This window comes from uncultured Marinobacter sp. (genome assembly GCF_913055835.1).
Taxonomy (GTDB): domain Bacteria; phylum Pseudomonadota; class Gammaproteobacteria; order Pseudomonadales; family Oleiphilaceae; genus Marinobacter.
In genome coordinates, this window is record NZ_CAJXKQ010000011.1 from 88,590 (window position 1) to 114,052 (window position 25,463).

Below are 25,463 nucleotides of genomic sequence, written 5' to 3' on the forward strand. Positions count from 1 at the left end.
TGTTCCTCCCGGGAATGTCTGCGGCCAGGGATGGCCGCAGTCAAGCGCACATGGATGTGCTCGTAGCGGTTCCCGGGAGGAACACCCGCCACACCCGGATGCCCCCGAATAAGAAGGCAGGGAAAATGACCATACTCCAAAGCAAGATCAATCCGCGGTCCGAAGAGTTCCAGGCCAACCAGGAATCCATGGCCCAGGCCGTCGCAGACCTGCGCGACAAAGTTGCCACCATCCAGCAAGGCGGCGGCCCCTCCTATCAGGAGCGCCACATCGCCCGTGGCAAGTTGCTCCCCAGAGAGCGCATCAACCGCCTCCTCGACGACGGCTCCCCGTTCCTGGAAATCGGCCAGTTCGCCGCCTACAACGTCTACGGTGAAGAAGTCCCGGCCGCGGGCGTGATCGCCGGCGTGGGCCGCGTCTCCGGCACCGAATGCATGATCATCGCCAACGACGCCACCGTAAAAGGCGGCAGCTACTACCCGCTGACCGTCAAGAAACACCTGCGCGCCCAGGAAATCGCCCTGCAGAACCGCCTGCCGTGCATCTACCTGGTCGACTCCGGCGGTGCCAACCTGCCCCGCCAGGACGAAGTCTTCCCGGATCGTGACCACTTCGGCCGCATCTTCTATAACCAGGCCCGGATGAGTGCCGACGACATCCCCCAGATCGCCGTCGTCATGGGCCTGTGCACCGCCGGCGGCGCCTATGTGCCTGCCATGGCCGACGAATCCATCATCGTCCGCAACCAGGGCACCATCTTCCTGGCCGGCCCGCCGCTGGTAAAAGCCGCCACCGGTGAAGTCGTGACCGCCGAAGACCTCGGTGGCGCCGACGTACACTGTAAAATCTCCGGTGTTGCCGACCACTACGCCGAGAACGACGCCCACGCCCTGGAAATCGCCCGTCGATGCGTCTCCAACCTCAACCGTCGCAAGCCGACGGACGTGGAAATCCGCAAGCCCAAGGCACCGCTTTACGACGCCGAAGAAATCTACGGCATCGTCGGCACCGACCTGCGCAAACAGTTCGACGTGCGCGACGTCATCGCCCGCACCGTCGACGGCTCCGAGTTTGACGAATTCAAACGCTACTACGGCCAGACCCTGGTCACCGGCTTTGCCCATATTCACGGCTACCCGGTGGGCATTATCGCCAACAACGGCATCCTGTTCAGCGAAGCCGCGCAGAAAGGCGCCCACTTCGTTGAGCTGTGCTGCCAGCGCAACATCCCGCTGCTGTTCCTGCAGAACATTACCGGCTTCATGGTTGGCCAGAAATACGAATCCGAAGGCATCGCCAAACACGGCGCCAAGATGGTTATGGCGGTGGCCTGTGCCAACGTGCCCAAGATTACCGTACTGATCGGTGGTTCTTTCGGCGCGGGCAACTACGGCATGTGCGGCCGGGCCTATAGCCCCGACTTCCTGTGGATGTGGCCCAACGCCCGCATCTCGGTCATGGGCGGCGAACAGGCCGCTGGCGTACTGGCCCAGGTAAAACGCGAGGGCATGGAACGCAAAGGCCAGGAATGGAGCGCCGAAGAAGAGGCCGAGTTCAAGAAACCGGTCATCGACAAGTACGAAGAACAGGGCCACCCCTACTACGCCAGTGCCCGTCTCTGGGACGACGGCGTTATCGACCCGGCCCAGACCCGGGAAGTGGTTGCCCTGAGCCTGTCTGCCACCCTTAACCGACCCGCCAAGCCCACGCGCTTCGGCGTGTTCCGGATGTAATCGGGGAGACTGACATGACAGACAACGAATCCGCAGTTCTGCTGAGACGTCGCGACGAAGGCATTGCCGAGGTGGTTCTCAACCGCCCCGACAAGCGCAACGCCTTCGACGACGTGATCATCCAGCAGCTGATCAGCACCCTCACCGAGGTGAATGCCGACAACAGCGTCAAGGTCGTTATCCTGCGCTCCGAAGGCAAGCACTTTTCCGCCGGGGCCGACCTTGGCTGGATGCGCCGCATGGCCGAAAACACCCGCCAGGAAAACCTGGACGATTCCCGGGAACTGGCGCGGCTGATGAACGTGCTCAACCACCTGTCCAAGCCTGTGATCGGCCTGGTACAGGGCGCGGCCTTCGGCGGCGCGGTGGGCCTTGCTGCCTGCTGTGACATCGTCATTGCCACCGAGAAATCCAGCTTCTGCCTCAGCGAAGTGAAGCTCGGCCTGATTCCGGCCGTGATCAGCCCCTACGTAGTGCGCGCCATCGGCGAGCGCCAGGCCCGGCGGTATTTCATCTCCGCCGAAGTATTCACCGCCAAGCAGGCTCAGGAATACGGCCTTGTCCACATCGTTTGTGACGATGTCGACGCCATGGAAGCCCGCTGCAACGACATGCTCCAGCAACTGGCCATGAACGGGCCCGAGGCCATGAAAGCCGCCAAGGACCTGGTATTCGCCGTCAGCCACAAACCGATCAACGACGACGTGATTGACGACACCGCACACCGCATCGCGGATATCCGGGTGGGTGAAGAAGGTCAGGAAGGGCTCAGCGCCTTCCTGAACAAGCGCAAGGCCAACTGGGTTCCGGAGGAAGAATAACAATGTTCAGCAAGATTCTGATCGCCAACCGGGGCGAAATCGCCTGCCGGATCATACAAACCGCCCACCGCATGGGCATTCGGGTCGTCGCCGTCTATTCAGAAGCCGACGCCAATGCCCGGCACGTGGCCATGGCCGACGAAGCCTTCCACATTGGCCCTGCGCCAAGCTCCGAGAGCTACCTGCGCGCCGAAAAGATCATTGAGATTGCAAAACAGAGTGGCGCCCAGGCCGTTCACCCGGGCTATGGTTTCCTCTCGGAAAACACCGGGTTCGCCGAAGCCTGTGAAGCCAACAACATCGTCTTCATTGGCCCGCCTTCCTCGGCCATTGCCGCCATGGGCTCGAAGTCCGCGGCCAAGGCCATCATGGAAGAGGCCGGTGTTCCCCTGGTGCCCGGTTACCACGGTGACGACCAGTCCGTTGAAACTCTGCGTGCCGAAGCCGAGAAGTGCGGCTTCCCGTTGTTGCTCAAGGCTGTCGCCGGCGGCGGTGGCAAAGGCATGCGCGTGGTCAACAGCATGGGCGAATTCGACGACGCCCTGGCGGCCGCCAAGCGGGAAGCCCAGAACGCCTTCGGCAACCCGGACATGCTGATCGAACGCTACCTGACCCAGCCACGGCACGTGGAGATTCAGGTGTTCTGCGACAAGGACGGCAAGGGCGTGTACCTGGCCGAGCGCGACTGCTCCGTGCAGCGCCGCCACCAGAAAGTCCTGGAAGAAGCTCCGGCTCCGGGCCTGAGCGAAGACACCCGCAAGGCCATGGGTGAAGCCGCCGTACGCGCCGCTCAGGCCATCAACTATGTGGGCGCCGGCACCGTCGAATTCCTGTACGACGTGGACGGTTCCTTCTTCTTCATGGAAATGAACACCCGCCTCCAGGTGGAGCACCCGGTTACCGAAATGGTCACTGGCCAGGATCTGGTGGAGTGGCAGCTGAAAGTGGCCTGGGGCGAGCCCCTGCCGCTCGAACAGTCGCAGGTGAAAACCCGCGGCCACGCCCTGGAAGCGCGAATCTACGCCGAAGACCCGGACCAGGACTTCCTGCCGGCCACCGGCAACCTGCGTTACCTGAGCACCCCGGATGAAAGCGCGCACGTGCGGGTAGACACTGGCGTGACTGAAGGCGACGACATCAGCATCCACTACGACCCGATGATCGCCAAGCTGATCGTGTGGGACGAGACCCGCGACCAGGCGATCAACCGTATGGTCCAGGCCCTGGAGCACTACCGCATTGCCGGCGTGAAGACTAACATCCGGTTCCTGCACGCCCTGGCCGACGCCCAGCCGTTCCGGGAAGCCGACCTGACCACCGGCTTCATTGAGGATCACCGGGAACTGCTGTTCCCGAAATCCAAGCTGGATACCCACAAGGCCCTGGTACTGGCTGCCGGGTTTGTTCTGGAACAGCGCAAATCCCGGGAAGTGATCAGCACCGACCCCTGGTCGCCGTTCGGCCGCCAGAACAGCTGGCGCATGAACTCCGAATTCGCCCAGCCGCTGCAATTGCAGGTGGGTGAAGAGATTCACGACCTGAAGGTGCTGGAGCGCGACGACCGCTATCAAGTCTTCGTTGGCGACAGCGTCTATAACCTCACTGCGCGTCTGGATGACGACTACCTGCAAGCCGTCATCAACGGCCACCGCATCAGCATCCATGGCAACCTGCATAACGACCAGCTGGTGCTGTTCTACGAAGGCGACACCTTCAACTGCACCGTGTACAAGGAAAGCTACGGCTTCGAGGAAATGGCCGGCGAAGGCAGCCTGGCCGCACCGATGAACGGCGCCATTGTTGCGGTACAGGCAAAGGTCGGCGACAAGGTCACCGCCGGTCAAAGCCTGGTGATCATGGAAGCCATGAAGATGGAGCACGCCATCAAGGCCCCGGCCGACGGCGTGGTTACCGAAATATTCTTCGCCGAAGGCGACCAGGTGTCCGAAGGTGCCGAACTGATTGCCATTGAAGTAGATGAAGAGGAGGCAGGCTGATGGCCTTTCCCAAACAGGTTCGCCTGGTTGAGATGAGCCCCCGGGACGGACTCCAGAACGAGCCCGGCCCGGTGATTGCCACCGCCATCAAAACCGGGCTGATCGACCGCCTGGCAGACAGCGGCCTGAGCCATATCGAGGCCGCCAGCTTCGTGTCCCCGAAATGGGTGCCACAAATGGGCGATGCGGCCGAAGTAATGGCCGGCATCAACCGCAAGGCTGGCGTTCGCTACTCCGCCCTCACCCCGAACCTGAAAGGGTTCGAAGGGGCACTGGCGGCGAAGGCCGACGAAGTAGCCGTCTTCGGCGCTGCGTCCGAATCCTTCACCAAAAAGAACATCAACTGCACCATCGCCGAAAGCCTCGAGCGCTTCGCCCCCGTGGTGGAAGAAGCCCGCAAACACGGCATCCCCGTGCGCGGCTATGTCTCCACCGTGATGGGCTGCCCGTACGAGGGCGGCATTGCGCCGGAGCAGGTAGCCACCGTGGCCAAGGCCCTTTACGACATGGGCTGCCACGAAATCTCCCTGGGCGACACCATCGGCGTTGGCACGCCGCTGAAAGCCAAGCGCATGCTCGAAGCCGTCGCCGCCCACGTGCCCATGGAAAAACTGGCCGCACACTTCCACGACACCTACGGCCAGGCCCTGGCCAACCTCTACGCGGTGCTGGAAGAAGGTGTATCAGTGATCGATGCCTCCGTCGCCGGCCTCGGCGGCTGCCCCTACGCCAAAGGCGCATCGGGCAACGTAGCCACCGAAGACGTGCTATACCTGCTGAACGGTCTGGGCATCAAAACGGGCGTCGATCTGGACAAACTCGTCGCCACAGGCGACTGGATATGCAGCCAACTAAACCGCCACAACGGCTCAAAAGTCGGCCAAGCCCTGGGCGGTAACTGCCAATGATGAACTGGCAGGTGGGGTGTAACCGCCCGGGACTGTCTGCAGCATGGATGCTGCAGTCAAGCGTACACGGACGTATTCACAGCGTGTCCCGGGCGGTTGCACCCCACCTGCCAAAGCACCAAGACAAGAAGGCTGGGAATAACCAATGAACCAAAACAAGAACGTGGTAGCCCTCGATCTCCCCATTCCAGAGATCAAGGACATGCCGGAAGACACCCAGAAGTACTTCCAGATCTGCCAGGAAAAACTGGGCATGATCCCGAACGTGCTCACCGCCTATAGCCAGAACCTGAAGCAGCTTGAAGGCTTCACCCGCCTGTACAACGAGCTTATGCTCGGCGAAGGTGAACTCTCCAAACTGGAGCGGGAAATGGTTGCCGTCGTGGTCTCCTCCGAGAACAAGTGCTTCTACTGCCTGGTCGCCCACGGCGCCGCCGTACGGGTCCTGAGCGGCGATCCCCAGCTGGGTGAGCACATGGTGATGAACTACCGCAGCGCCAAACTCGACAAGCGCCAGCGGGCCATGCTGGATTTTGCGTCCCACCTCACCCGCTCACCGGCCACCGTCACCGAAGACGACATCCAGGCCCTGCGGGACGCCGGTCTCAGCGACCGCGGCATCTGGGATCTCAGCAACCTGATCGGTTTCTACAACATGTCCAACCGCGTGGCGATTGCCAGCGATATGCAACCTAACCCCGAATATCACAGTCAGAGTCGCTAGCAGGCAAACAACCCTGCTCGCCCTCGAATACAAAAACAATGGAGGCAGAGATATGAGCAAGACTCTACCAAGCTATACCAGCGGAACCGCGGAAGTGCCTCTGCTGGGCATGACCATCGGTGAGATGCTAGACCGCACCGCCGAGAAGTTCCCGGACAACGAAGCCCTGGTGTGCCTGCACCAGGATATTCGCTGGACCTACAAAGAGTTTGTTGAGAAGGTCGACGAAGCCGCCCGCGCTTTCATGGCCATTGGCGTCAAACGCGGCGACCGTGTAGGCATCTGGTCTCCCAACCGCTACGAGTGGACAGTTACCCAGTTCGCCACGGCCAAAGTCGGCGCCATCCTGGTGAACATCAACCCGGCCTACGGCGTGCACGAACTGCAATACGCCCTTAACCTGGCCGGCATCACCACCCTGGTAACGGCTGACAGCTTCAAAGCCTCCAATTACCGCGAGATGATCTACGAGCTGGCGCCTGAGCTGAAGCGAAGCGCCCCCGGCAAACTCAAGGCCGACCATGTGCCCGAGCTGCGTGCCGTGATCAACGTGCACGAAGACAAGCACGATGGCATGTGGACCTGGAAGGAATTCCTCGGCTTCGCAAACGACGTGTCCCAGGACGATCTGGCAAAACGCCAGGGCGAACTGCAATTCGATGATCCCATCAACATTCAGTTCACTTCCGGCACCACCGGTAACCCGAAAGGCGCCACACTGACTCATCACAACATCCTGAACAACGGCTACTTTGTGGGCGAGAGCCAGTTGCTGACCGAGAAAGACCGTCTGGTCATCCCCGTGCCCCTGTACCACTGCTTCGGCATGGTCATGGGCAACCTGGGCTGCATCACACACGGCTCTACCATGATTTACCCGGGCGAAGGCTTTGAGCCCAAGTCCGTGCTGCAGGCAGTACACCAGGAGAAGGCCACCGCCCTGTACGGCGTGCCCACCATGTTCATCGCCGAGCTGGCAGAGCCGGAGTTCGAGACCTACGATCTCTCCACCCTGCGCACCGGCATCATGGCCGGCTCCATCTGCCCGGCAGAGGTGATGAAAAAGGTCAACGGCAAGATGAACATGAAAGAGGTTCAGATCGCCTACGGCATGACTGAAACCAGCCCGGTTTCCACCCAGACCAGCTCCCTCGACCCGTTCGAGAAGCAGGTCACCACGGTTGGTCGCACCCAGCCGCATCTGGAAACCAAGATTGTTGATCCAGGTACCGGCAACGTGGTCCCACGCGGTGAGATCGGCGAGCTGTGCACCCGGGGCTACAGCGTGATGCTGAAGTACTGGAACAACGAAGAGAAAACCCGCGAAGCCATCGACGATGCCGGCTGGATGCACACCGGCGACCTGGCCACCATGGACGAAGAGGGTTACATCCAGATCGTTGGCCGCATCAAGGACATGGTGATCCGCGGTGGTGAGAACATCTACCCGAAAGAAATCGAAGAGTTCCTCTACACCCACCCGGCCATCGAAGAAGTCCAGGTAACCGGCATTCCCGATGACAAATACGGCGAAGAGCTGATTGCCTGGGTGAAGCTGGCCCCGGATGCAGCCCCGGTCACAGCCGAGGATCTGCAGGCCTTCTGCAAAGGCAAGATTGCCCACTTCAAGATCCCGAAGAACTACAAGTTCGTGGACGAATTCCCGATGACAGTCACCGGGAAAATCCAGAAGTTCAAGATGCGGGAGATCTCGATCGAGGAAATGGGGCTGAAGAAATAACCGCAGTTCCTGCCCTGGTTGAACCGACAAACCCCGGCCTTTGCCGGGGTTTGCTTTTTAGCACTCCAGTAACGTGGGGCAGAGTCCACGCTTGTCAGCGCCCCAGCACCATGCTTCACTTCTCTGATTAGCATGCAACCGGAGACGCCCCAATGCCCAGACCCGCCACCGACCACTCGATGACACGAACCAGCATCCAGAGTTTCTGGGTGCTATTGCTCAGTACTGTGCTCCTCGGCGGGTGTTCCACGGTCTACTACAAAACCATGGAAAAATTCGGGTATGAAAAGCGGGACATCCTGGTAGACCGGGTCGAGGATGCCCGGGACAGCCAGAACGACGCCCAGGAAACCTTCCGTTCCGCTCTTGAGCGTTTCCAGAGCGTGGTCGACACACCAGACACCGAGCTCAAGGAACAATACGCCGAGATCAGCGACGCCTACGAGGACAGTCTGGCAAGTGCCGAAGATGTGCGTGAGCGGATCGACAAGGTGGAAGACGTTGCCGAAGACCTGTTCGATGAATGGGAGGACGAGCTCAGCCTTTATGAAAGCGCTTCACTGCGCCGCAGCAGCGAACAGCAGCTGAAGGAGACCCGTGTTCAGTACGGCCAGCTTATCAGCCGCATGCACGATGCCGAGGATCGCATGGAGCCGGTGTTGCAGGCATTTGAGGATCAGGTACTGTATCTCAAGCACAATCTGAATGCCCAGGCGATCGGTTCACTGGAGAACGAGCTGGTGAGTATCCGTCAGGACGTGGATTCACTGATTCGCAATATGGAACAGTCAATCGCGGAGTCTGAAGCCTTTATTCAACGCTTTCGCCAGGGCGGGTAACAGCTGAAGGGAGGCCATGCCATGGATCGCCAAGGCGCAGATCCTGCGCTCAAGCCGGCACTGATGCAGTTCGATATGGCGCTGGCAGAATTCGCCCGCGCCCGAAAAGCAGACCCAAAAGCTTCCAGTATCGGCCTTCTTGAACGAACACGAATGCTGATGACACTGCCGGGGGGCTTCGACGCCATCTACCGGCGCATTCGCTCGCTGGAATCCGCCGGCATTTTCGGCACCAGCGACTGGGCGCAACCCGCCATCCTGCAACCGGCGCTGGCAAAGCACTCCCTGCGAGAGGCCGGTGCCGTCACCACCATTGTGGAAGCGATCAGCGAGCTGCGTATGCTCGCCGTCACCCGTGGTGATTATTTCCATCCGGGCATTTCCGCCGAGCAGGCACGCCATTTTCTGACCCAGGTAATGGCCCTGAACCTCGACTTGCTATCTGGCCCACTCACGGAAGCAGACCGGGAGCGTCCCAAGCAGCTCGGGGTCATCGTTCAGGAACTCTACCGCTATCTGATCTCCCATCTTGGCTATGAGAGCCTGCTGGACAGCCTGGTGGCCGAAGTGTGGCGATTGCTGGATCAGGGGCCGGTGCAGGTAGACAGCATCTGCGAGATGATCGGGCAGATCGCCAAATGCCTGTATGACCCAACCATCAGAACCCGACGCAATACTGACGCAACCCGGCTGGTGAAGGCCCTTTTCGCCCCTACACCGAGCAGCGCCGAGGATCCGGGCCTTGCGGTGTATGAGCAACGCCTGAACGACATGGATGACGTGGCTCTCTCCTCCGAAGCCACCTATTTTGCCCGCAGCATGTTCGACACGGGCCTGGCCTCGCCCTATCACGCGGTCATGCTCCGGTTCCTGCGCGCCACCGGACAGGAGGATCTGATCCCCAACACACTGGGCCTGACCATGACCGGCCTGGATGATCTTTACTGCTACACCGAGCTGGTTCACGCCCTGATTGACGAAGCCATCTACCCGGAAACCTGCCAGGCCGTGTATGGGCTCACGATGATGCTGGAGCGCGGGTCGCTGTTTACACCCTCTGTTGCCCAGGCCCTGTGGCGGCAAATCAAGCTTCGTCTGTCTGAGGAAACGGAGAACACGCTCAGGGAAGCCTTTGGTGACGGCCAACCGCCCAGGGTTTTCCTGCTGGCCGGTGTAATCAACCTCCTGGGCCAGCCACTGGGTGTTGGCCAGGGCAATAACCCCACCTGCCAGTCAGCCATTGGCCTTTCCATGTGGGCATCCAATGAGGCGGATTACCTGCTGCAGGTTCTGGCCTGGGCCGCTCGGGACAACGAGGTACTGAGCCGCTTCGAGGGCCAGGAGGTTTCTTCCCGGGATCTGGAACCCGGCCTGGTGAAAGGCACGCCGGTGGACGTGGACCCGGTCTCGCTGATTCTCATTCCCCACCTCGATCGCATCTATGGCGAGATGTGGCGACGCTGTGAAAACCGGGACGACGACGCCCACCGCTGGATCAACCCGGAATTCTACGGCTGGTGGGTCAGCCACGGCTTCCGATCGGTCGCCGATGTTAAAACCGGCGAAGTGAAAGACTACGAGGGTTTTGTCCGGCATTTCTATGCCAGCTACCACCCTTTCTACAACGGCAACATCCCGGTCATTCACGCCCAGCCAGCGGGCATTGCAGTAACAGACAGCGCCGCCCGCTTCGTGGGCCGACACGCCATCAACATATTGAGGGTTGCCCTGAGCCCGAAAAATGAAATGCGGGTGTACTTTTTCAACCCCAACAACGACAGCGGCCAGAACTGGGGTCAGGACATTACCTGCTCAACACATGGCAATGGCGAGTTTCGCGGCGAGGCCTCCCTGCCGGTGGCCGAATTCACCTCCAGGCTCTACGCCTTCCACTACGACACCCTGGAGCTTGGTGATCTGGACGCGATACCCGACGAGGAAGTCGCCCGCGTGATGGACCTTGGCTACACCAGCTGGGCAGCGCCTGTCGAAGAATCGAAGGCGTAAACACTGCCGAATGGCAATTCAGTAGCTCTCGGTCTTGCCAGTGACCGGCGAATAAGGTTCGCCCTCCTCGTCCTGAAGCTGATAGTCGTAGGCGGCCTGCAGACCGGTATCCTCTTCCGCCTCTTCCTCCGGCTCATATTCCAGATAGCGTGGATAAAACGGAGAGAGCATAGCCACAACGATGCCAATGACACAGAACATGGCGAAGGCATCGGCGTATCCGACGCCGCCGACCAGCAGACCAACCACCGGCGAGCCCGCAGCCTGCCCCAGGGATACCGCGATGAATGGCAGCACCGGCCCCATGGACAATCGTCCCGGTAACAGCCGAATGCCGGTCATCAGGTACAGACCGGTCAAACTCATATAGGCCAAACCAAAGACCAACGCGGAAAACGCCGAAATCAACAGGTTGTCCGGACTTGCGGCCAGCAATGCCAGGCTTGCGGCCAGTGTAATCAACATCAGGGCCTGGGTAACCGGCGGATTGTTCCGGTCGGCCAGATCGGCCACCACGGCTCCACCCAGCCCGGCAAACCCAACCCCCAACCACAACCAGGCGGTGGCATCGGAGGGCATAGACCCCAGGTTAACCACCAGATCCGGGGCGAAGATCCAGAAAGCGGCAGACACAAAGCCCATCATGAAGGCGAATATTGAAAGTCTGAGCAGACGCCACCACTGATCGACGCTGATTGGCTGCACCGGCGCCGCATTAGCGGGCACGACACGGGAAACCGAGGGAATAAAGAACCAGGTTGCAATAACACCGATGACCGCCAGCACCGCAAAAGAAGCGTAGGCGTAGCGCCAGGCCCCGGCCAGGAAAAGAATCGTCGGCACGGCAACCATAACACCAATACTCGTACCAGCATTCATGACGGAGCTGACCCGGCCATGGAGGGAGCGCCTCACCAGCGCCTGCATGGCCGCTGTCAGCGCCGGCATCATCAGGCCTGTACAGATGCCACAGAAAACAACGCCAATACCGAGGGAGACAGCACCGACGGCCTGACTGATCACTGCAAGGCCGACAACGCCAAAAATACCGGAGGCCATGGCAGTATTCCTCGCACCCAGCCGATTGGCGGAGAGCGGCGCAACCATGGTGGCAAACACGAAACTGATCAGCGGCAGCGCACCGATCACACCAATCACATCCGGCGCTAGCCCCAGGTCTTCCCGGATGGGGGGAACGAACAGACCGAATGCAAAGCGCGCAAGGCCGTAACTGATCGCAATCAGAGCGGCGCCGAGGAGTGCAAATGACGTGCTCGAAGGAAACTTCATTCCGCTGTGCTCCTTGCGCTGTACCTCCACGTCAGACTAGACACCATCGCAAGGTTTTTAAAGCCATTGGCGGACCGGCCGGCCGCTATCAGCCGGCAGCCTGGGGGAGAAAGCGGCGATCCCAGACCTGCTCGGCGGCCTCAAACAGGCTATCTACCGTGAGCGCCAGCAAACCAATCAGAATTGCGCCCTGCAACACATAGGCCGTGTTGCCGTTCACCAGCCCCGCGATCACCGGATCACCCAAGGTTCGGGCCCCAATGGTTGAGCCGATGGCAGCGGTGGCGATATTGATGGTCACCGAGGTTCGAATGCCGGCCAGGATCACCCTGCCCGCCAGCGGCAGCTCCACCTGCAACAGCACCTGAAACGGTGACATACCCATCCCCAACGCTGCCTGCCTCACGGTGGCATCCACACCTTCCAGGCCCGCCAGGGTGTTGCGGAGAATGGGCAGCAAGCCATACAGAATCAACGCCACGAGAATCGGCGCCTCACCGAATCCAAGAACCGGCACCGCCAGGGCCAGAACGGCGACGGGTGGAAAGGTCTGGCCAATAGACGCAATCTGGCTAACGAGCGGCAGAAAGTCCCGGCCCGAAGGGCGGGTGGCATAGATACCGCCGGCAACCGCAGCAACGGTTCCAATCAGGGCAGAAATCACCACCAGCATCAAATGGTTCTGAAGCAGGAACAGGAAGCTTTCCCGCTCGTAAATCACATTCTGCTTGTCCGGCTGAACCCATTGAAACAGCGGCTCCAGCGTCGGCATGCCCGCGCTCAGAGCGCCCAGAAGCGCAGTCAGCAAGACAGGTGGCAGCCAGCTTCGCATCAGGCACCTTCCTGGATAATGCGTTCGCGGGTGATGGTTCCGGTTTCCTGGCCCTCGGTATTGAACACCGGCACCTGGTTCCAGTTCTGCCAGAGCATGATCGAGAGGGCCACTCTGAGGCTGTCGTCTTCCTTCAGGCCGTCGGCGCCGGGTTCGGGCTGCCTTGGCTGGGAGTACGCGTCCATCAGATCCCGCACAGTGTGCAGGCTCATCAGCTTCAGGCCCCGGTCCTGCTTGCCCACGAGATTCTCTACAAAATCGGAAGCGGGCCGCCGGAGAATGTTCTCCGGCGTGTCGTGCTGGATGATCCGGCCCCGGTCCATCACGGCAATCCGGGTCGCCAGCCTCAGGGCTTCGTCGATATCGTGGGTCACGAACACGGTGGTTTTTTTCAGCTGCCTCTGGATGCGCAACATCTCAAGCTGGAGGTTTTCCCTCGTGATGGCATCCAGCGCGCCGAAGGGTTCGTCCATCAACAGAATGTTGGGGTTGGCCGCCAACGCCCTGGCAACACCCACCCGCTGGGCCTGGCCGCCGGACAATTGCTGGGGATATTTCTTGGCGTGAGTGGCCGGGTCCAGATCCAACAGAGTCAGCAGCTCATGTACGCGCTCGTCGATCTGCTCACGCGGCCAACTTAGAAGCTGGGGCACCATGGCGATATTGCGGGCTACTGTCCAGTGCGGAAACAGCCCTGTGCCCTGGATGACATACCCCATGTTCAACCGCAGTTGCTCAGGGTTCATGGCGGTCACATCCTTGCCATCCACCAGAATCTCGCCCTCGCTGTGGGGCAGCAACTGGTTGATCATTCGCAAGGTCGTGGACTTGCCACAGCCCGAGCTGCCCACCAGCACGCATACTTCCCCGGTTTCGACCGTGAGGTTGATGCGGTCCACGGCCACAGTATCACCGAAGCGGCGGGTTACGTTTTTCAGTTCGATCATCCGGGCTTATCCTTTTGCTGTCAGGCTTTCGCCGGGGTCGGTTTGAGACTGGCTACCAGCAGGGTGAGCAGAGCATCCGCCAGCAGCGCAAGTGCAATCGTCGGCAGGGCGCCCAGCAATACCAGATCCATGGCCGCCTGCCCCAGGCCCTGGAAGATGAAGCTGCCGAAACCGCCGGCGCCAATCAGCGCAGCGACCGCAGTCAGGCCAATGGCCTGGATGGCGGTAATGCGCACGCCTTCCACAATCACGGGAAGTGCCAGCGGCAATTTGAGTTTGAAGAACAGCTGTCGCTCGTTCATTCCCATGCCCCGCCCGGCATCGGCGAGGCTTTCGGGCACCTCGGTAAGCGCGACGAAGGTATTGCGCACCATCGGCAGAAGGCTGTAGGCCACCAGTGCCAGCAAAGCAGGCGCCCAGCCAATGCCCCGGATGCCCATCGCCTGAAGTGCCGGGAAGGCAGCCGCCAACGCGCTGAGCGGTGCGATCAACAAACCAAACACCGCCAGGCTGGGAATGGTCTGCAGGAAGCTGACGGCACCGAGGATGGGCCGGCGCCAGGCAACGCTGCGAATCATCTTCAGGGCCAGAAAGAACGCCAGGCACGCGCTGATGCTGACCGCCCCGAATGCCAAAGCCAAATGGGTCCAGAGCGCCTGCTCAAACTTGTCTGGCCGGGCATTGAACTCCCGAACCAGGGACAGACTCTCCAGGCCGTCGCCCCGCAGGAACCACAGCCAGCTTCCGCTAATAACGGCGATGATCAGCAGCTGCAGCCATCGCCCCCTTCCGAGGCGCCCGAGGATTTCAATCAGCATCAGGGACAACAGAAACAGAAGGCACCAGAAGCCGGCTCCGATGGACGATCGCGCATAGGGGGCGTCGTCCGGAAGATGTCGGTCTGCAAAGACCTCAAGCAATAGTGGCAGCAGCGCCAGGGAGAGGCCCACCAGGGCCAAAAGCGGCAGGTATCGCCGACGCACCGGCAGAAGGGACAGGAGCACGCAGCCAGCCAGAATCAGAGATACGAGGCCAGCCCCTGCTCCGCCAATGGCCGATACCAGGCCGTGCCCGGTACCCGGAACGATCCGGTTGGGCTGGATAACGCCCAGATTCAGCAACCAGACCAGTGCCAGCGCCAGCAAACCCAGCACCGGCAGGACACGATTCGGCATGGAACTTCGGGAAACGGAGCGTAAAATCGCCAAGCCTCAATCCCGGTCCAGGGAATCCAGATAATCCCGGGCGACGGTATCCGCCGGCACACCGTTCACCGCCACCTGGCCGTTCAGGCGCTGCAGCGTTTCAAGATCCAGCGATTCGAAGATGGGGGTAAGCACGTCACTGATCTGAGGGTAAGCCTCCAGCACCTCTCCACGCACGATGGGCGCAGGCTGATACACCGGCTGAACGCCCGCAGTATCTTCCATTACCTTCAGATCCAGCGCATCGAGGCCGCCATCGGTCCCATAGGTCATCGCGCCATTCACATCGTTATTGTTCAACGCTGCCGCCCGCAGGGTCGCCGCCGTGTTCCCACCGGAAAGGATGAGCAGCTGGTCGGATTCAAGCTTGAAGCCATAAGCCTCCTGAAAGGCCGGCAACGCACTGGCGGACTCAACAAACTCGGCACTGGCCGCAAACTTGAAAGCACCGCCGCCATTGATGTGCTCGGCAAGGTCTTCCAACGTGGCCAGGTTATGCTCCCGCGCCAGATCGCCCCGCACGCTCATAGCCCACGTGTTGTTTGCTTCGGCGGGTTCCAGCCAGACAATGTTATGTGCCTCTTTATCCAGGCGAGCAGCCTCCTGGTAGGCCTTATCCGCATCTTTCCAGATATCCCGATCCGCCTGATCGTGAAAGAACGCAGCATTGCCGGTGTACTCGGGGTAGATATCGATTTCGCCGGCCTTGATCGCATTGCGGACGATGCTGGTGCCACCCAACTGGAGCCTGTTTTCAACCGGAATACCGGCCCCCTCCAGGGACTGCAACACCATCTGCCCCAGTACAGAGCCTTCGGTGTCGATCTTGGAGGACACCACCACGGGATCAGCAGCCATTACCGATCCGGACATCACGAACGCTATCAATGCCGCTGTGCGGCGCAAAAGGGATTTGGGAGTCACGGCCATTCCTCTCGGTTTTTGGTTACCACTATCAGTCTAGAGGCCGCATCTACGAAGGCAAACGGGATTTGGTCTTGCCGGCGCCGGCCGGCAGTAAGCCAGCTCCAAAATCGGGCGGAAGGGACATCGTATTTGAAATCCGGAAACCCAACGGGTTAGGCTGTCTAAAAAACGAGCAGCATGGTAGTGAAGGTTATGGCACAGACCCTGGAGAAGACCCGCGAACCCACCTCCACCGTAGCGCCCCTGAACCCTGATAACGTGGCACTGCTCGAACAGGAAGGTTTAACCCTCAAGCCTCTGGACCCTATCGGCGTTGAGATCTACGGCGCCGACGTGCGCACCCAGCTGCCAGAGCCGGCTATTAAAGCCCTGGAAGAGGAAATGGCCAATCGCGGGTTCATCGTATTCAAGCACCAGGCCGGCCTTTCCCCCGATGAACTGATTGAAGCCTGCAAATGGTGGGGCGGGCGCGAGATCCATTCCACCCACGGCGTCCATCCCGCAACACCCGGCCGCAACAGGCACATTTTCCGCTGCTCCAACGATGGCCGCCAGGGTATTCTCGGCGTTGGCCCTCAGTGGCACAACGATGGCAGTTTCGAGGCCGCCACCTTTTCCCATAGCGCTTACTACATGGCCCGCGCTCCTGAAAACGGCGGCGGTACCCACTTCGCACACCAGGGCGCCGCATTTGATTCACTGCCACCAGAAAAGCAGGATTTCTGGGAGCGCCTGGTGTCGGTAAACTCCGCATCCAGTGTTACCCACCCAGTGGTTCACACCCACCCGATCTCCGGTCGCAAAAGTGTTTGGCTGCACCTGGGTATGACCGGCGCCGTGCTGGAGCGCCTGCCGGAAGAAGGTCTGACGCTCGACCAGTTGAAGACCCTGCCCGCACCCGCCGACAGTTTCCACCTGCTGGACGATGCCGCCATGAAGGAACTGTTCAACGATTACAACGATCTGCTGAACGATTCCTTCGAGGGCGGCTACGGAATTCGTTACGAATACGATACCGGCGATCTGCTGTTTATCGACAACTGGGCCGTCGCCCACCGCGCCGCACCAGAAGCGCATCTGCCGGCAGAGCAACAGGGCCTGCGCATCATGGACCGGGTCACCATCAAGGCACCGCGAAACCTGTCGCCCCATTTCGGGCTGCCCCAATACATCAACATGGCCGGCCCCCACCCGTTCAACAAAGACGGCGTGTGGCAGGCCGGTGGCGTGGGCTTTCGGTGGAAAGACGACATCCGTATGCAGAACTGATTCACCCGTTTTGCATGCGGCCGTGAGTCACTGCACCGGCCGACAACCGCGAACAGCGAGAGAAATATTCGTTGCCGCCTTGATCTGATCGTAGTATTTGGCGGCCGTTTTCACGCCCATATCCGCGTAGTTCCCGGCACTGGGGCTGATCAGGGAGCCCAGCTGGGCCCAGGCCGCAATGGCCTATTTTCGAAAGCATGGATAGCATGGTCTTATACATTCCAGCCCGATGCCAGAACTGCTGGTCTCGATGGAAAGATGTATTGAAAATTCCCCGCCGCAAACTAAGCTAGACTTGTATCTTCCCGCTTTAGAGCCTGCCCATGAAAGCGTGTCTTCATGCAGTTCTAGCTCTCGCCCTATCCATTCTGCTTCTCTGGAGTCCAGCCCGAATTGGCCATGCGGAAACCGTCCTGCATGTTGCCTACGAAGATAAAACGCAATTCCCCTACTACATGGGCGACACCCAGTCGGTTCTGGAGAGACCCGGAGCAGCGGTGGAGCTGGTCAAATTGCTGGAAGAGCGAGTACCGGGTTTGCGGATCAAGTTCAGCCGCTATCCGTGGAAGCGCTGCCTTGCCATGCTCGAAACCGGCCAGGTGGACGGCATATTCAATGCCTCCTTTAGCCCAGCGCGCACCCGCATTGGCGAATACCCCTGGAAGGATGGCCACGTGGACACCTCACGCCGCCTCACCACCATCAGCTATCATCTCTATGCACTGCCCAATACTGAGGTGGGCTGGAACGGTGAGACATTTGAAGATACAAACCTCACCATTGGCGCCCCACTGGGTTACTCAATCGTGAACGATCTTGAGAGCCTCGGTGTCTCCGTGATCAAAGTCCGCAGCTCGATGCAGAGTCTACAGCTACTCAACGCGGGGCGTGTAAATGCTGTCGCCCTTCAGTCGGTGACAGCCGACTATCTGTTAAACAGCAATTCTCGCGAACTAGCGAACATTGTTCGCATAGACCCGCCCCTGAAAACCAAACCCTATTACCTGATGCTTTCCCGCCAGTTCAGAGTGAACAACACCGCCCTGTCCGAGAGTATATGGGACGCCATCGGCGCACTCAGAGAAGAAACACTCGAAGCATTGGCACAGCCCTATCTATCGGAACGGAGTTAATCATCTTTCCGAAGCTGATTGAGCCGGGTCATGACAAAGGCCGCTATGGAAAGAATAAGAATCGCGATGGCCTCATAAAGAATATTCTCGGGAGCCATATCTTTGCCCTGGAGGATAATAAGCCGCGCCAGCGCCGTGATGGCGATGAAAATCGGAAAGACAGAGGCTGACCGCCGGTCAGAGTAGAACACCGCCACCATGCCGATGACCTCCAGATACAGAAACATCAGCAGAATATCTGCGAGATTGATGCTCTGAGCGGCGTACAGCGAATTAAGTTCGAAAGCCACCCCACCAAGCGTCATCAATACAACGAGGAACAGCAGAATGCGCTCGATTATCTGAAAAAGACTGAGCGCCAACTTCTTTTCGGAAGAATCCATGGGATTTGCCTTGTTGTTTTTGTAGATCTATTCGGGAAGCCAGCCCTCCCGGCCTCGAAGATTACGTGAGGCCTAAAGCTACATAATGGCAGGTAAATGCACGGATATACCACCCCTCAGGGCCGAAGCCCAGAGGAAGTGGCGGTGGATTTCAATGCAGCCCCATCAGTTTGTCGGCAACCTCAACCAGAGTACTGCCAGTCACATCAGCAGGGATGAACACATCCCCGGGCTCGCATTCAAGTCGATCACACCAGCCCGCCTGTGCGCCGGCTTTTTTGGCGCCATGGCAATCCCAGGCATGCACGGCAACCAGCGCCAGGCGCTCAATCGGGATACCCAGGCGTTTTGCAGCGTAGCGGTAAATATCCGGATGGGGCTTCCAGACACCCGCTTCCTGTGCCGTGATCACCTGATCAACATGAGCAGAAAGCCCCGCTCCATCCAGAAAGGATCGCGTCTTTTCGGGACTGTTCACGGTGAGACAGCCAACGGATGCGCCCGCCTCCGAGATTTTTTTCAGAGCCGGCGCCGCATCATCAAAAGTAGGCAGGGTGGAGAACCCCTCAACCACATACTCGATATCGCGCTCATTGAGCGTGTATTTGGTTTCCGTGCGGAGTGATTCCCGGGCGAGAGGTTCGAAGGGTGCCGGGTCGCCGGCGAGGGTCAGTGCCATGGCATCGCGTTGAAAGCGCAGGAACCAGGGCTGCAGGGTGGTCGCTGGCTGGCCAACCTCTTCAAGCCGTGCCGCCAGCGGTTCCAGATCAATCAATGTCTCGAGGACATCGAATAAAACGACGTTCGGTCGGTCAGCCATAACCAGCCTCCCTATGTCGCGTGCGTTCACCGCAAGTGTAGTTCAGGTTATGGCCTTGTGCCGCCCGGTCCCACCATTCTGAGACGGGTTAATGAGCCAGCCCGTAATCAATGGCTGCACATACCGCCGCAGCCTGCGCGGCATTGCATTGCTCGGGGGTTACACGGGGGCTATCGGGGTAAACCTCCGTGGTGGTCCGGAAGGGTGCACTCGTCATACCAGCGCACAGTCCCCACTGCGTAAGGGGATACGCGATCACGCCCCTGGCGACCACCGGCGAGCCGAAAATCTCGCCGCTGTCATCGGCCGGCGCGATATGCGTAACCTGCTCTACCGCCCTGATCAATGCCTGCTGGAATTCAGGCTGTGGGTTCTCGCTATCATCGACCACATAGAAGCCGTCGGGAATCCCTGCCGGCTCGAAAGGCTTGCCATCACGGGCAGCCAGCGCAGGGCGAAACTCCGATTCGTCGGTATCGGTGGTCTCGTGAAGATCTATATGAATCAGAATATTTTCACGGACAGGTGCTACCAATCGCATCAGTGCGGCTGACTCCTCCGCCCGACTGTTCTCGTGGAATGAACGGTTGGGGTCAATCGCATTCCGGTTCCAGCGATGAATACGCTCGTACGCCCAGGGGCTAACACAGGGCGCAACCAGCACGTTCACTCGGCCCGCATAATCCGCCGCGTACTTATCGAGAAATTCAAGCGCGCCATGCACACCGCTGGTCTCGTAACCGTGAACGCCGCCCGTGATCAGTACCACGGGCAAATCGTTGTTCCAATCGCGGCTGCGAATCGCCATCAGCGGATAGTAATCCGGGCCATAGTCCAGCGCGCCATACTCTTCTACATCAAAGCGCGAGCGCAAACGCTCAATGGCACTCAACACCTCCGCCTCATAACTGCGCTGGCGAGTCTGCCGTGACAACCACTCGGCGCGTTCCGCCTCGCCCCATGGGATGCCAGGGGTGCCGATTGGATAGGGTGTTGGAGCTGTAGTCATGTCGCCTTTTTTCTCCGATAGTCGTCAATGTTTGGAGTGGTGATAGTGTCTTAACTTACTCTGGCAAGCTCGGGAACTCTGGAACCTTATCTGACTCGACATCCCAGATTGCTTTACTGGCTGTGAAAATATGGGCTGTAGGCACCACAGAGATTTTGGTGTCCAGACATCCTGCGGGCACAACAAGCAAGCCTTGAATCTGAGCGTTTGGCAACGCCGAACCACACACCTTACAAAAACTCTTGGTGTGACGAGTACCCGGGAGTGTATAGGAGATCACGGCATCTTCACCGGCCCGCCAGGTTAATTTGGCTGACTGCGAGAACAAATTTGCCGCATGGGCAGATCCAGTATCTTTTTGGCAGTGTTGGCAATGACACAGGTAAAAGCTGTCGAAGTTGCCTTCGATCTCAAATTTCACGGTGCCACACAGGCAAGAACCAGAATAATCAGTCATCGGATTTCCTTTTGCCGAACGGATACTGCTCTTTCCTTTGCCAAGAAAGGTTTCTACTTTAAGCAGCGCTTACTTGAAGAAACTACTGTCAGTTCCCCGGTATTCTGGTTAAGTAAATAGACAACACCTTCCGAGGTTTCAAAGAGCGAAAAGTTGGGAGAGGCTGAAATCGTAGTGTTGTCGCACCCGGTGAGAGCAAGAACTGCCAGAACAATCCAAAACCTCATACAAGAGCCTCCCAAAGATTTAACGCCAACCATTACCGCTGACAAAACCGGCGCGGGGCATAGGTTTTGGCATCCTTTGCATGGCCTGGTTGTGCGCTTTCACGGATAGCACGGATATCCTGGATGTCCACCGGACGTGCGAGCGCAGATTTATACTGAACCAAGTCGTCCTTCAGCATAAGGGGAAGCTCCAGGCCCAGCAAATGCACGGGTGTATAGCGAGAAAAATCTATGTTGAGTGGAACCCAGGTTTCGCTGCTTGCATCGAAGATTTTTGGACAATCAGCGCTACCTACCTCTACTTTGATACCTTCATACTTGAACTGGACGTAGGTTAGATCCCAGCCTTCCTCTTGCCGGTGAGCGGCAGCTTTGGATACAAATTCCTGGCCGGCCTGTACCACAGACGGAAAGAACGCACCGGGCACGAAAAGGTCTATGTCATTCAGGTCTCGCTCAGAACCATATCCTTTTGCTGCGAGCCCGCCACAGATCAGAAAGGGAATATTCCTATCTCTCAGTAATCCCACTATCCATTGGGCTGCTAAGTGATGCACGCCTCCTCCTTATTAATCAGGTCTTGGCCAACGCCTTTGCTCTGATGGTCTGGATCAACGGCTACGGGTGACAACATGAAAGCGTTTACGGTTGCAGAGTGGCAGCGGAACAACTCAGTTCTGTTGACGCGTTGTTTATACCTCTTCCAGTCCACCCCAGTCGAACGGATTGAGTTGGATGCCCCGTGGTGGCTTAGGCGCTTGCTCTCCCTCCAGTGCTGATTTCAGGCACAGGGAAAAAGGGTTCTTGACCTCAACATGGTATTGGATTATCAGACCACTCGGTTCAACTTGAAGGAAGCCGTCAAACGGGGCAATTGCTTCAGCATGGTTTTCTTTAACGCACTTATCCAAAGCTGCCATCTGGTTTTGCATAAACCACTGGCCTAAAACCTTATCGTAATCCGCATCAAACTTGGGCGAACTATTAGGTTCATTGCCTGAACCCAGGTTAGCGCTCGCGGAACTGCAATAAACCAAGACAATCAATAAAATGACGTTCTTCAAAACTAGCCTCTTTGAATGTATAACGCCTGGCTTTGCAGCGTGCCAGAGCGCCAGCGCAGGCGCGTCCGACAACAGCCACTGGTTAGGCTGCCTCGAAATCCAGTGGTTGGATTCCATCCAGGTTGACCGTGTTGCGGGCAACCCACAGATCGTACATATCCTGCATCGCCAACCAACTCTCAGGAGAACGTCCGAGAACCTTGGACAGCCGAAGTGACATTTCCGGGCTAATACCACTATCCCCTCTGAGCAGCCGAGACAAAGTGGAGGGAGAGACCCCCAAACTGGACGCAAGCTGACGGGAACTGATACCGAAAGGCTCCAGGTAGACCTCCCGAATGAATTCACCAGGATGCGGCGGATTATGCATAGTCATCAGTGATAATCCTCATAATCAAGAATGTAGGCGTTGCCGTCCTGAAATTCGAACGTCATGCGCCAATTTCCATTAACACGAATCGACCACCGCCCTTTGTCTCGCCCTTTCAATGGGTGAAGCCGAAAACCAGGGATATCCATATCATCCACCGAAGTGGCGGTTTCCAGAGCTGCCAGCTGCATGCGCAGTTTCTTTGCGTGCTCGGGCTGTATGCCAGAGGTGCTGCCGGTCGAGTAGAACCGCTTCAGTCCTTTGTGACGGAATGATTTGATCATGAGGGAATGCTAGCATGTTGCGCACCACGCAACAATAAAGCTTAACGCCCGACTAATGCGCGGGTTCGGAGCTGCGAAGCGGCGGAAAATTGGTCGCTGTGCAGCCGCTGGTTATGTTCTATGTCCGATTTCGGACACAGCAGTCCACGGACGAATATTCTTCAACTAATCCTCTAGGGCATCCTCGGCAATCGAACGTTTTCCCGCGATGATCTGGTCTATTCTCTGAGCAGGCACCCCAATTTCTTTGGCCAGGCGGTATTGAGAAATGCCCATCGGCTCCAGAAACTCTTCTTTGAGCAACTCGCCTGGCGTGACAGCATCAATGTTGCGCATGAGCCACCTCCTAATGGAAATCAACAACTTCGACATCTTCCGCGCCAGCCTTGGTCCAGCGGAAGCAAACCCGGAACTGTTTGTTGATTCGAATGCTGTGCTGGTCTTGGCGGTCACCATGCAATGGCTCCAACATATTTCCGGGCGGTACTTTCAAATCATCCAACTGGCTTGCAGCTTAGAGTTGCCGAATTTTCCTCAAGGCAACTCGCTCGAAATTGACGAAGCGCCTGACGCGGCGTGCCGGAGCGCCAGCGTAGGCGCATCCGACAACAGCCACTGGCTAAATGCTTGAATGCGCATTCCCGTGCGCATAAACTAAGGCCGAGGACTAAACAGCCACTTGGAGGCTCCGATGGCCGAACTCTATAACGCAGCCGCACCCAAAAAAGCGGCGAACCTCTCCATCAATAGCGATCTGCTGCGTAAGACTCGGGAACTAAACATTAACTTGTCTGCTACCTTGGAACGAGCCCTGAAAGAGGAGCTCTCCAAACGCGAAGCCGCACAATGGGTTGAAGAAAATCGCGCTGCGATAAAAAGTTACAACAATTTTGTCGAACAACATGGATGCTTCGGCGACGAATTCAGGGACTTCTGATGGCGCAGTTCGATGTGTACCCCAATCCAAGCAAAACCAGCAAGGTACACTACCCTTACCTTGTCGATATTCAGAGCAGCCTGCTGAGCGAACTGGCAACTCGAATCGTCATTCCTTTAGGAAAACGCTCCGCCTTTGGTGGTGAAGCCATGCAAGGGCTCACGCCGGAAATCAGTTTTGCCGACCAGGAGCTGCTGCTGTTAACCCCGCAAATTTCCTCTGTGCCTGAAAAGTATCTCAAGAGCCCCATTGGCTCCCTCTCCCATCTTAGAGACCAGATTGTCGGAGCTCTGGACCTCGCCATCACCGGCATTTAACGCCAGCGCACAACGGCGCCCTTGGAATGGAGGCGCAGCCGGAATGTAAAGGCCGTCCGGCGGCCACCGGCCGCGAATTGATGCGCCTTGTTAAATGGCCCTGGGCACACGGTCCGCTTGAGCCACGGTTTGATTGAGTTGCCGAAGCTTGTTTAGAGAGACTTGAAACTGGCCATTACTCGGTAGCCGTTTACCTGTGAACTGCTCCCAAACAAGGGCTCCTGGCCCGTTGTAAATTTCTTCGAATGTTCCGTCACGCAGGATATTGATGATGATCGTATGCTGTGGCTGACTCCGGAACGCAACAGAGTTTGACTGCGTAGCCTTGATCTCAACTTCCAAGCCGGTTTCGGTTACAGCGTCATAGCCTTTGTTGGACGCTGTCTTCAGCTCCAGATTGTAGGCGTCGGCCAGGAGGCATTCACCCAAACTGCCAACCATATGACCATCCGGGGTGAAGTGCCTACCCGGGAACATGGCCTCCAACTCATTGACCGTGGCATATAGCTGAGTGACCAAGGCCCGGAATTTATCGTGATCGATCATAGACATTTAACGCTTGCAGCATGCGCGCCCACGAAATGAAGCCGAAGGCGCAATGTAGTGGGCGTCGCCGTGCCTGCACTGGTTAACTTTCAGTCGCAACGCCCCTTAATGTTGCCAACGAAAAGATTGGCTCCATTGAAAGGCCCCAACCCACTCATGGACTTGGTATAAACTGCCTTTCCTTTCTCCGGGAAAACGGCCCAAGTTTCAATTGTCGCTTCACCGCTGTCGCTCGCGTCAACACAAAGAACGGTGTGTTTGCCAGCTTGAGTACAATCCATATTATTTGGAGTAACGCTACTTGCTTGGCCATCGAGCTCGACGATGAATTTTCTGGAACTGAGCCCATCGTTTGAGATTTCGTAATCAAAGCCCTCTCGGGTCGAATATCCTTTTAGATCTCCAAGGACGAAGCATTCAGCGAACACTAGGGCTGGCATAAAAAGGACAAATAAAACGACGAGTTTCATACGGCCTCCATACAGTTAACGCCAGCAATAAACGGCGCCCTGACAAGGGCGTCCGGTGGAGGCCGAAGGCTGGAGCGAATTTAATTGCCTTGTCAGAGGTACTGCTCGCACCGTTCTTCCCAGAACAGGTTGCTGAAGCGCTGTAGACCTGGCCGATGACCATAATCCTTATTGAACTGTTGCATCATTGGCGAAAAATCTATCCC

At 58.2% G+C, this 25,463-nt stretch carries 28 protein-coding genes and 1 pseudogene; 12 read left to right on the plus strand and 17 right to left on the minus strand.

Translation table 11 applies throughout. The features are described 5' to 3' along the window. Positions 1–125 precede the first annotated feature (125 nt). From QZ534_RS08390 to QZ534_RS08425, 8 genes are all read left to right on the plus strand, one after another. Complete coding sequence (locus QZ534_RS08390) at positions 126–1,733, plus strand: carboxyl transferase domain-containing protein (RefSeq protein WP_296933605.1); 1,608 nt, start codon at positions 126–128, stop codon at positions 1,731–1,733. 14 nt (positions 1,734–1,747) lie between these two features. Continuing rightward, positions 1,748–2,554 carry an enoyl-CoA hydratase-related protein gene (locus QZ534_RS08395; protein ID WP_296933606.1) on the plus strand — a complete coding sequence of 269 codons (807 nt, stop codon included), beginning with the start codon at positions 1,748–1,750 and terminating at the stop codon, positions 2,552–2,554. Positions 2,555–2,556: 2 nt separating this feature from the next. Next, on the plus strand, positions 2,557–4,551 hold the full coding sequence (locus tag QZ534_RS08400) for an acetyl/propionyl/methylcrotonyl-CoA carboxylase subunit alpha (protein ID WP_296933607.1): 1,995 nt from the start codon (positions 2,557–2,559) through the stop codon (positions 4,549–4,551). Further along, positions 4,551–5,459 (plus strand): hydroxymethylglutaryl-CoA lyase, encoded by a 909-nt coding sequence (locus QZ534_RS08405; RefSeq protein ID WP_296933609.1) that lies wholly within the window; start codon positions 4,551–4,553, stop codon positions 5,457–5,459. Before QZ534_RS08400 ends, QZ534_RS08405 begins: the two co-directional genes overlap by 1 nt. Before the next feature lie 145 nt (positions 5,460–5,604). Continuing rightward, positions 5,605–6,183 carry a peroxidase-related enzyme gene (locus QZ534_RS08410; RefSeq protein WP_296933611.1) on the plus strand — a complete coding sequence of 193 codons (579 nt, stop codon included), beginning with the start codon at positions 5,605–5,607 and terminating at the stop codon, positions 6,181–6,183. A 52-nt stretch (positions 6,184–6,235) separates the two neighbouring features. Further along, positions 6,236–7,924, plus strand: coding sequence for an AMP-binding protein (locus tag QZ534_RS08415; protein WP_296933612.1), 1,689 nt, complete (start codon positions 6,236–6,238; stop codon positions 7,922–7,924). Between the two features lie 152 nt (positions 7,925–8,076). Further along, complete coding sequence (locus QZ534_RS08420) at positions 8,077–8,763, plus strand: DUF2959 domain-containing protein (RefSeq protein WP_296933614.1); 687 nt, start codon at positions 8,077–8,079, stop codon at positions 8,761–8,763. A 21-nt stretch (positions 8,764–8,784) separates the two neighbouring features. Then, a complete protein-coding gene (locus QZ534_RS08425; protein WP_296933615.1) occupies positions 8,785–10,770 on the plus strand; it encodes a hypothetical protein in 1,986 nt (661 codons plus the stop codon). A gap of 18 nt (positions 10,771–10,788) precedes the next feature. On the opposite strand, the gene QZ534_RS08430 is transcribed toward QZ534_RS08425, so the two are convergent. The 5 genes from QZ534_RS08430 to QZ534_RS08450 all read right to left on the minus strand — a co-directional run bounded on the left by QZ534_RS08430 (position 10,789) and on the right by QZ534_RS08450 (position 15,974). Next, complete coding sequence (locus QZ534_RS08430; RefSeq protein WP_296933617.1) at positions 10,789–12,060, minus strand: MFS transporter; 1,272 nt, start codon at positions 12,058–12,060, stop codon at positions 10,789–10,791. An 88-nt stretch (positions 12,061–12,148) separates the two neighbouring features. Then, positions 12,149–12,892, minus strand: a complete 744-nt coding sequence (locus tag QZ534_RS08435) for an ABC transporter permease (protein WP_296933619.1) — start codon at positions 12,890–12,892, stop codon at positions 12,149–12,151. Next, positions 12,892–13,839, minus strand: coding sequence for an ABC transporter ATP-binding protein (locus tag QZ534_RS08440; protein WP_296933621.1), 948 nt, complete (start codon positions 13,837–13,839; stop codon positions 12,892–12,894). The genes QZ534_RS08435 and QZ534_RS08440 overlap by 1 nt, the downstream gene beginning before the upstream one ends. A gap of 20 nt (positions 13,840–13,859) precedes the next feature. Continuing rightward, positions 13,860–15,014, minus strand: coding sequence for an ABC transporter permease (locus tag QZ534_RS08445; protein WP_296933623.1), 1,155 nt, complete (start codon positions 15,012–15,014; stop codon positions 13,860–13,862). Between the two features lie 36 nt (positions 15,015–15,050). Further along, the gene (locus QZ534_RS08450; protein ID WP_296933625.1) at positions 15,051–15,974 is read right to left on the minus strand and encodes an ABC transporter substrate-binding protein; all 924 of its coding nucleotides are present in this window, start codon (positions 15,972–15,974) and stop codon (positions 15,051–15,053) included. A 189-nt stretch (positions 15,975–16,163) separates the two neighbouring features. On the opposite strand from QZ534_RS08450, the gene QZ534_RS08455 reads away from it, so the two are divergent. Next, a complete protein-coding gene (locus QZ534_RS08455) occupies positions 16,164–17,240 on the plus strand; it encodes a TauD/TfdA family dioxygenase (RefSeq protein WP_296933627.1) in 1,077 nt (358 codons plus the stop codon). Positions 17,241–17,563: 323 nt separating this feature from the next. Then, positions 17,564–18,373, plus strand: a complete 810-nt coding sequence (locus QZ534_RS08460; protein WP_296933629.1) for a transporter substrate-binding domain-containing protein — start codon at positions 17,564–17,566, stop codon at positions 18,371–18,373. On the opposite strand, the gene QZ534_RS08465 is transcribed toward QZ534_RS08460, so the two are convergent. The 10 genes and pseudogenes from QZ534_RS08465 to QZ534_RS08510 form a co-directional block, all read right to left on the minus strand. Next, positions 18,370–18,756: a phosphate-starvation-inducible PsiE family protein gene (locus QZ534_RS08465; RefSeq protein ID WP_296933631.1), complete on the minus strand. Its 387-nt coding sequence runs from the start codon at positions 18,754–18,756 to the stop codon at positions 18,370–18,372. The genes QZ534_RS08460 and QZ534_RS08465 overlap by 4 nt on opposite strands. A gap of 151 nt (positions 18,757–18,907) precedes the next feature. Next, a complete protein-coding gene (locus QZ534_RS08470) occupies positions 18,908–19,576 on the minus strand; it encodes an HAD-IA family hydrolase (RefSeq protein WP_296933632.1) in 669 nt (222 codons plus the stop codon). Between the two features lie 88 nt (positions 19,577–19,664). After that, on the minus strand, positions 19,665–20,585 hold the full coding sequence (locus tag QZ534_RS08475) for a M14 family metallocarboxypeptidase (protein ID WP_296933634.1): 921 nt from the start codon (positions 20,583–20,585) through the stop codon (positions 19,665–19,667). 55 nt (positions 20,586–20,640) lie between these two features. Continuing rightward, positions 20,641–21,042, minus strand: coding sequence for a GFA family protein (locus QZ534_RS08480; protein ID WP_296933636.1), 402 nt, complete (start codon positions 21,040–21,042; stop codon positions 20,641–20,643). 259 nt (positions 21,043–21,301) lie between these two features. After that, positions 21,302–21,826: a hypothetical protein gene (locus QZ534_RS08485; protein WP_296933638.1), complete on the minus strand. Its 525-nt coding sequence runs from the start codon at positions 21,824–21,826 to the stop codon at positions 21,302–21,304. Positions 21,827–21,961: 135 nt separating this feature from the next. Next, positions 21,962–22,333 (minus strand): hypothetical protein, encoded by a 372-nt coding sequence (locus QZ534_RS08490; RefSeq protein ID WP_296933639.1) that lies wholly within the window; start codon positions 22,331–22,333, stop codon positions 21,962–21,964. Positions 22,334–22,415: 82 nt separating this feature from the next. Next, positions 22,416–22,709 (minus strand): HigA family addiction module antitoxin, encoded by a 294-nt coding sequence (locus tag QZ534_RS08495; RefSeq protein WP_296933642.1) that lies wholly within the window; start codon positions 22,707–22,709, stop codon positions 22,416–22,418. Further along, positions 22,709–22,987, minus strand: coding sequence for a type II toxin-antitoxin system RelE/ParE family toxin (locus QZ534_RS08500; RefSeq protein ID WP_296933644.1), 279 nt, complete (start codon positions 22,985–22,987; stop codon positions 22,709–22,711). The genes QZ534_RS08495 and QZ534_RS08500 overlap by 1 nt, the downstream gene beginning before the upstream one ends. A 165-nt stretch (positions 22,988–23,152) precedes the next feature. Then, positions 23,153–23,323, minus strand: coding sequence for a HigA family addiction module antitoxin (locus tag QZ534_RS08505; protein ID WP_296933646.1), 171 nt, complete (start codon positions 23,321–23,323; stop codon positions 23,153–23,155). A gap of 10 nt (positions 23,324–23,333) precedes the next feature. Further along, positions 23,334–23,603, minus strand: a pseudogene (locus tag QZ534_RS08510) (type II toxin-antitoxin system RelE/ParE family toxin). A gap of 75 nt (positions 23,604–23,678) precedes the next feature. On the opposite strand from QZ534_RS08510, the gene QZ534_RS08515 reads away from it, so the two are divergent. Next, the gene (locus QZ534_RS08515) at positions 23,679–23,924 is read left to right on the plus strand and encodes a type II toxin-antitoxin system CcdA family antitoxin (protein ID WP_296933648.1); all 246 of its coding nucleotides are present in this window, start codon (positions 23,679–23,681) and stop codon (positions 23,922–23,924) included. After that, positions 23,924–24,241, plus strand: a complete 318-nt coding sequence (locus QZ534_RS08520) for a CcdB family protein (RefSeq protein ID WP_296933650.1) — start codon at positions 23,924–23,926, stop codon at positions 24,239–24,241. Before QZ534_RS08515 ends, QZ534_RS08520 begins: the two co-directional genes overlap by 1 nt. 90 nt (positions 24,242–24,331) lie before the next feature. On the opposite strand, the gene QZ534_RS08525 is transcribed toward QZ534_RS08520, so the two are convergent. Both QZ534_RS08525 and QZ534_RS08530 read right to left on the minus strand, forming a co-directional pair. After that, positions 24,332–24,787, minus strand: a complete 456-nt coding sequence (locus QZ534_RS08525) for a hypothetical protein (protein ID WP_296933652.1) — start codon at positions 24,785–24,787, stop codon at positions 24,332–24,334. Positions 24,788–24,876: 89 nt separating this feature from the next. Further along, positions 24,877–25,257 carry a hypothetical protein gene (locus tag QZ534_RS08530; RefSeq protein ID WP_296933653.1) on the minus strand — a complete coding sequence of 127 codons (381 nt, stop codon included), beginning with the start codon at positions 25,255–25,257 and terminating at the stop codon, positions 24,877–24,879. Between the last annotated feature and the right edge of the window lie 206 nt (positions 25,258–25,463).

Excerpts from the sequence above, each read along its gene's own strand:
- QZ534_RS08390 (WP_296933605.1), top strand. The coding sequence starts at position 126 with ATGACCATACTCCAAAGCAAGATCAATCCGCGGTCCGAAGAGTTCCAG.
- QZ534_RS08395 (WP_296933606.1), top strand. The coding sequence starts at position 1,748 with ATGACAGACAACGAATCCGCAGTTCTGCTGAGACGTCGCGACGAAGGC.
- QZ534_RS08400 (WP_296933607.1), top strand. The coding sequence starts at position 2,557 with ATGTTCAGCAAGATTCTGATCGCCAACCGGGGCGAAATCGCCTGCCGG.
- QZ534_RS08405 (WP_296933609.1), top strand. The coding sequence starts at position 4,551 with ATGGCCTTTCCCAAACAGGTTCGCCTGGTTGAGATGAGCCCCCGGGAC.
- QZ534_RS08410 (WP_296933611.1), top strand. The coding sequence starts at position 5,605 with ATGAACCAAAACAAGAACGTGGTAGCCCTCGATCTCCCCATTCCAGAG.
- QZ534_RS08415 (WP_296933612.1), top strand. The coding sequence starts at position 6,236 with ATGAGCAAGACTCTACCAAGCTATACCAGCGGAACCGCGGAAGTGCCT.
- QZ534_RS08420 (WP_296933614.1), top strand. The coding sequence starts at position 8,077 with ATGCCCAGACCCGCCACCGACCACTCGATGACACGAACCAGCATCCAG.
- QZ534_RS08425 (WP_296933615.1), top strand. The coding sequence starts at position 8,785 with ATGGATCGCCAAGGCGCAGATCCTGCGCTCAAGCCGGCACTGATGCAG.
- QZ534_RS08430 (WP_296933617.1), bottom strand. The coding sequence starts at position 12,060 with ATGAAGTTTCCTTCGAGCACGTCATTTGCACTCCTCGGCGCCGCTCTG.
- QZ534_RS08435 (WP_296933619.1), bottom strand. The coding sequence starts at position 12,892 with ATGCGAAGCTGGCTGCCACCTGTCTTGCTGACTGCGCTTCTGGGCGCT.
- QZ534_RS08440 (WP_296933621.1), bottom strand. The coding sequence starts at position 13,839 with ATGATCGAACTGAAAAACGTAACCCGCCGCTTCGGTGATACTGTGGCC.
- QZ534_RS08445 (WP_296933623.1), bottom strand. The coding sequence starts at position 15,014 with ATGCCGAATCGTGTCCTGCCGGTGCTGGGTTTGCTGGCGCTGGCACTG.
- QZ534_RS08450 (WP_296933625.1), bottom strand. The coding sequence starts at position 15,974 with ATGGCCGTGACTCCCAAATCCCTTTTGCGCCGCACAGCGGCATTGATA.
- QZ534_RS08455 (WP_296933627.1), top strand. The coding sequence starts at position 16,164 with ATGGCACAGACCCTGGAGAAGACCCGCGAACCCACCTCCACCGTAGCG.
- QZ534_RS08460 (WP_296933629.1), top strand. The coding sequence starts at position 17,564 with ATGAAAGCGTGTCTTCATGCAGTTCTAGCTCTCGCCCTATCCATTCTG.
- QZ534_RS08465 (WP_296933631.1), bottom strand. The coding sequence starts at position 18,756 with ATGGATTCTTCCGAAAAGAAGTTGGCGCTCAGTCTTTTTCAGATAATC.
- QZ534_RS08470 (WP_296933632.1), bottom strand. The coding sequence starts at position 19,576 with ATGGCTGACCGACCGAACGTCGTTTTATTCGATGTCCTCGAGACATTG.
- QZ534_RS08475 (WP_296933634.1), bottom strand. The coding sequence starts at position 20,585 with ATGACTACAGCTCCAACACCCTATCCAATCGGCACCCCTGGCATCCCA.
- QZ534_RS08480 (WP_296933636.1), bottom strand. The coding sequence starts at position 21,042 with ATGACTGATTATTCTGGTTCTTGCCTGTGTGGCACCGTGAAATTTGAG.
- QZ534_RS08495 (WP_296933642.1), bottom strand. The coding sequence starts at position 22,709 with ATGACTATGCATAATCCGCCGCATCCTGGTGAATTCATTCGGGAGGTC.
- QZ534_RS08500 (WP_296933644.1), bottom strand. The coding sequence starts at position 22,987 with ATGATCAAATCATTCCGTCACAAAGGACTGAAGCGGTTCTACTCGACC.
- QZ534_RS08505 (WP_296933646.1), bottom strand. The coding sequence starts at position 23,323 with ATGCGCAACATTGATGCTGTCACGCCAGGCGAGTTGCTCAAAGAAGAG.
- QZ534_RS08515 (WP_296933648.1), top strand. The coding sequence starts at position 23,679 with ATGGCCGAACTCTATAACGCAGCCGCACCCAAAAAAGCGGCGAACCTC.
- QZ534_RS08520 (WP_296933650.1), top strand. The coding sequence starts at position 23,924 with ATGGCGCAGTTCGATGTGTACCCCAATCCAAGCAAAACCAGCAAGGTA.
- QZ534_RS08525 (WP_296933652.1), bottom strand. The coding sequence starts at position 24,787 with ATGATCGATCACGATAAATTCCGGGCCTTGGTCACTCAGCTATATGCC.
- QZ534_RS08530 (WP_296933653.1), bottom strand. The coding sequence starts at position 25,257 with ATGAAACTCGTCGTTTTATTTGTCCTTTTTATGCCAGCCCTAGTGTTC.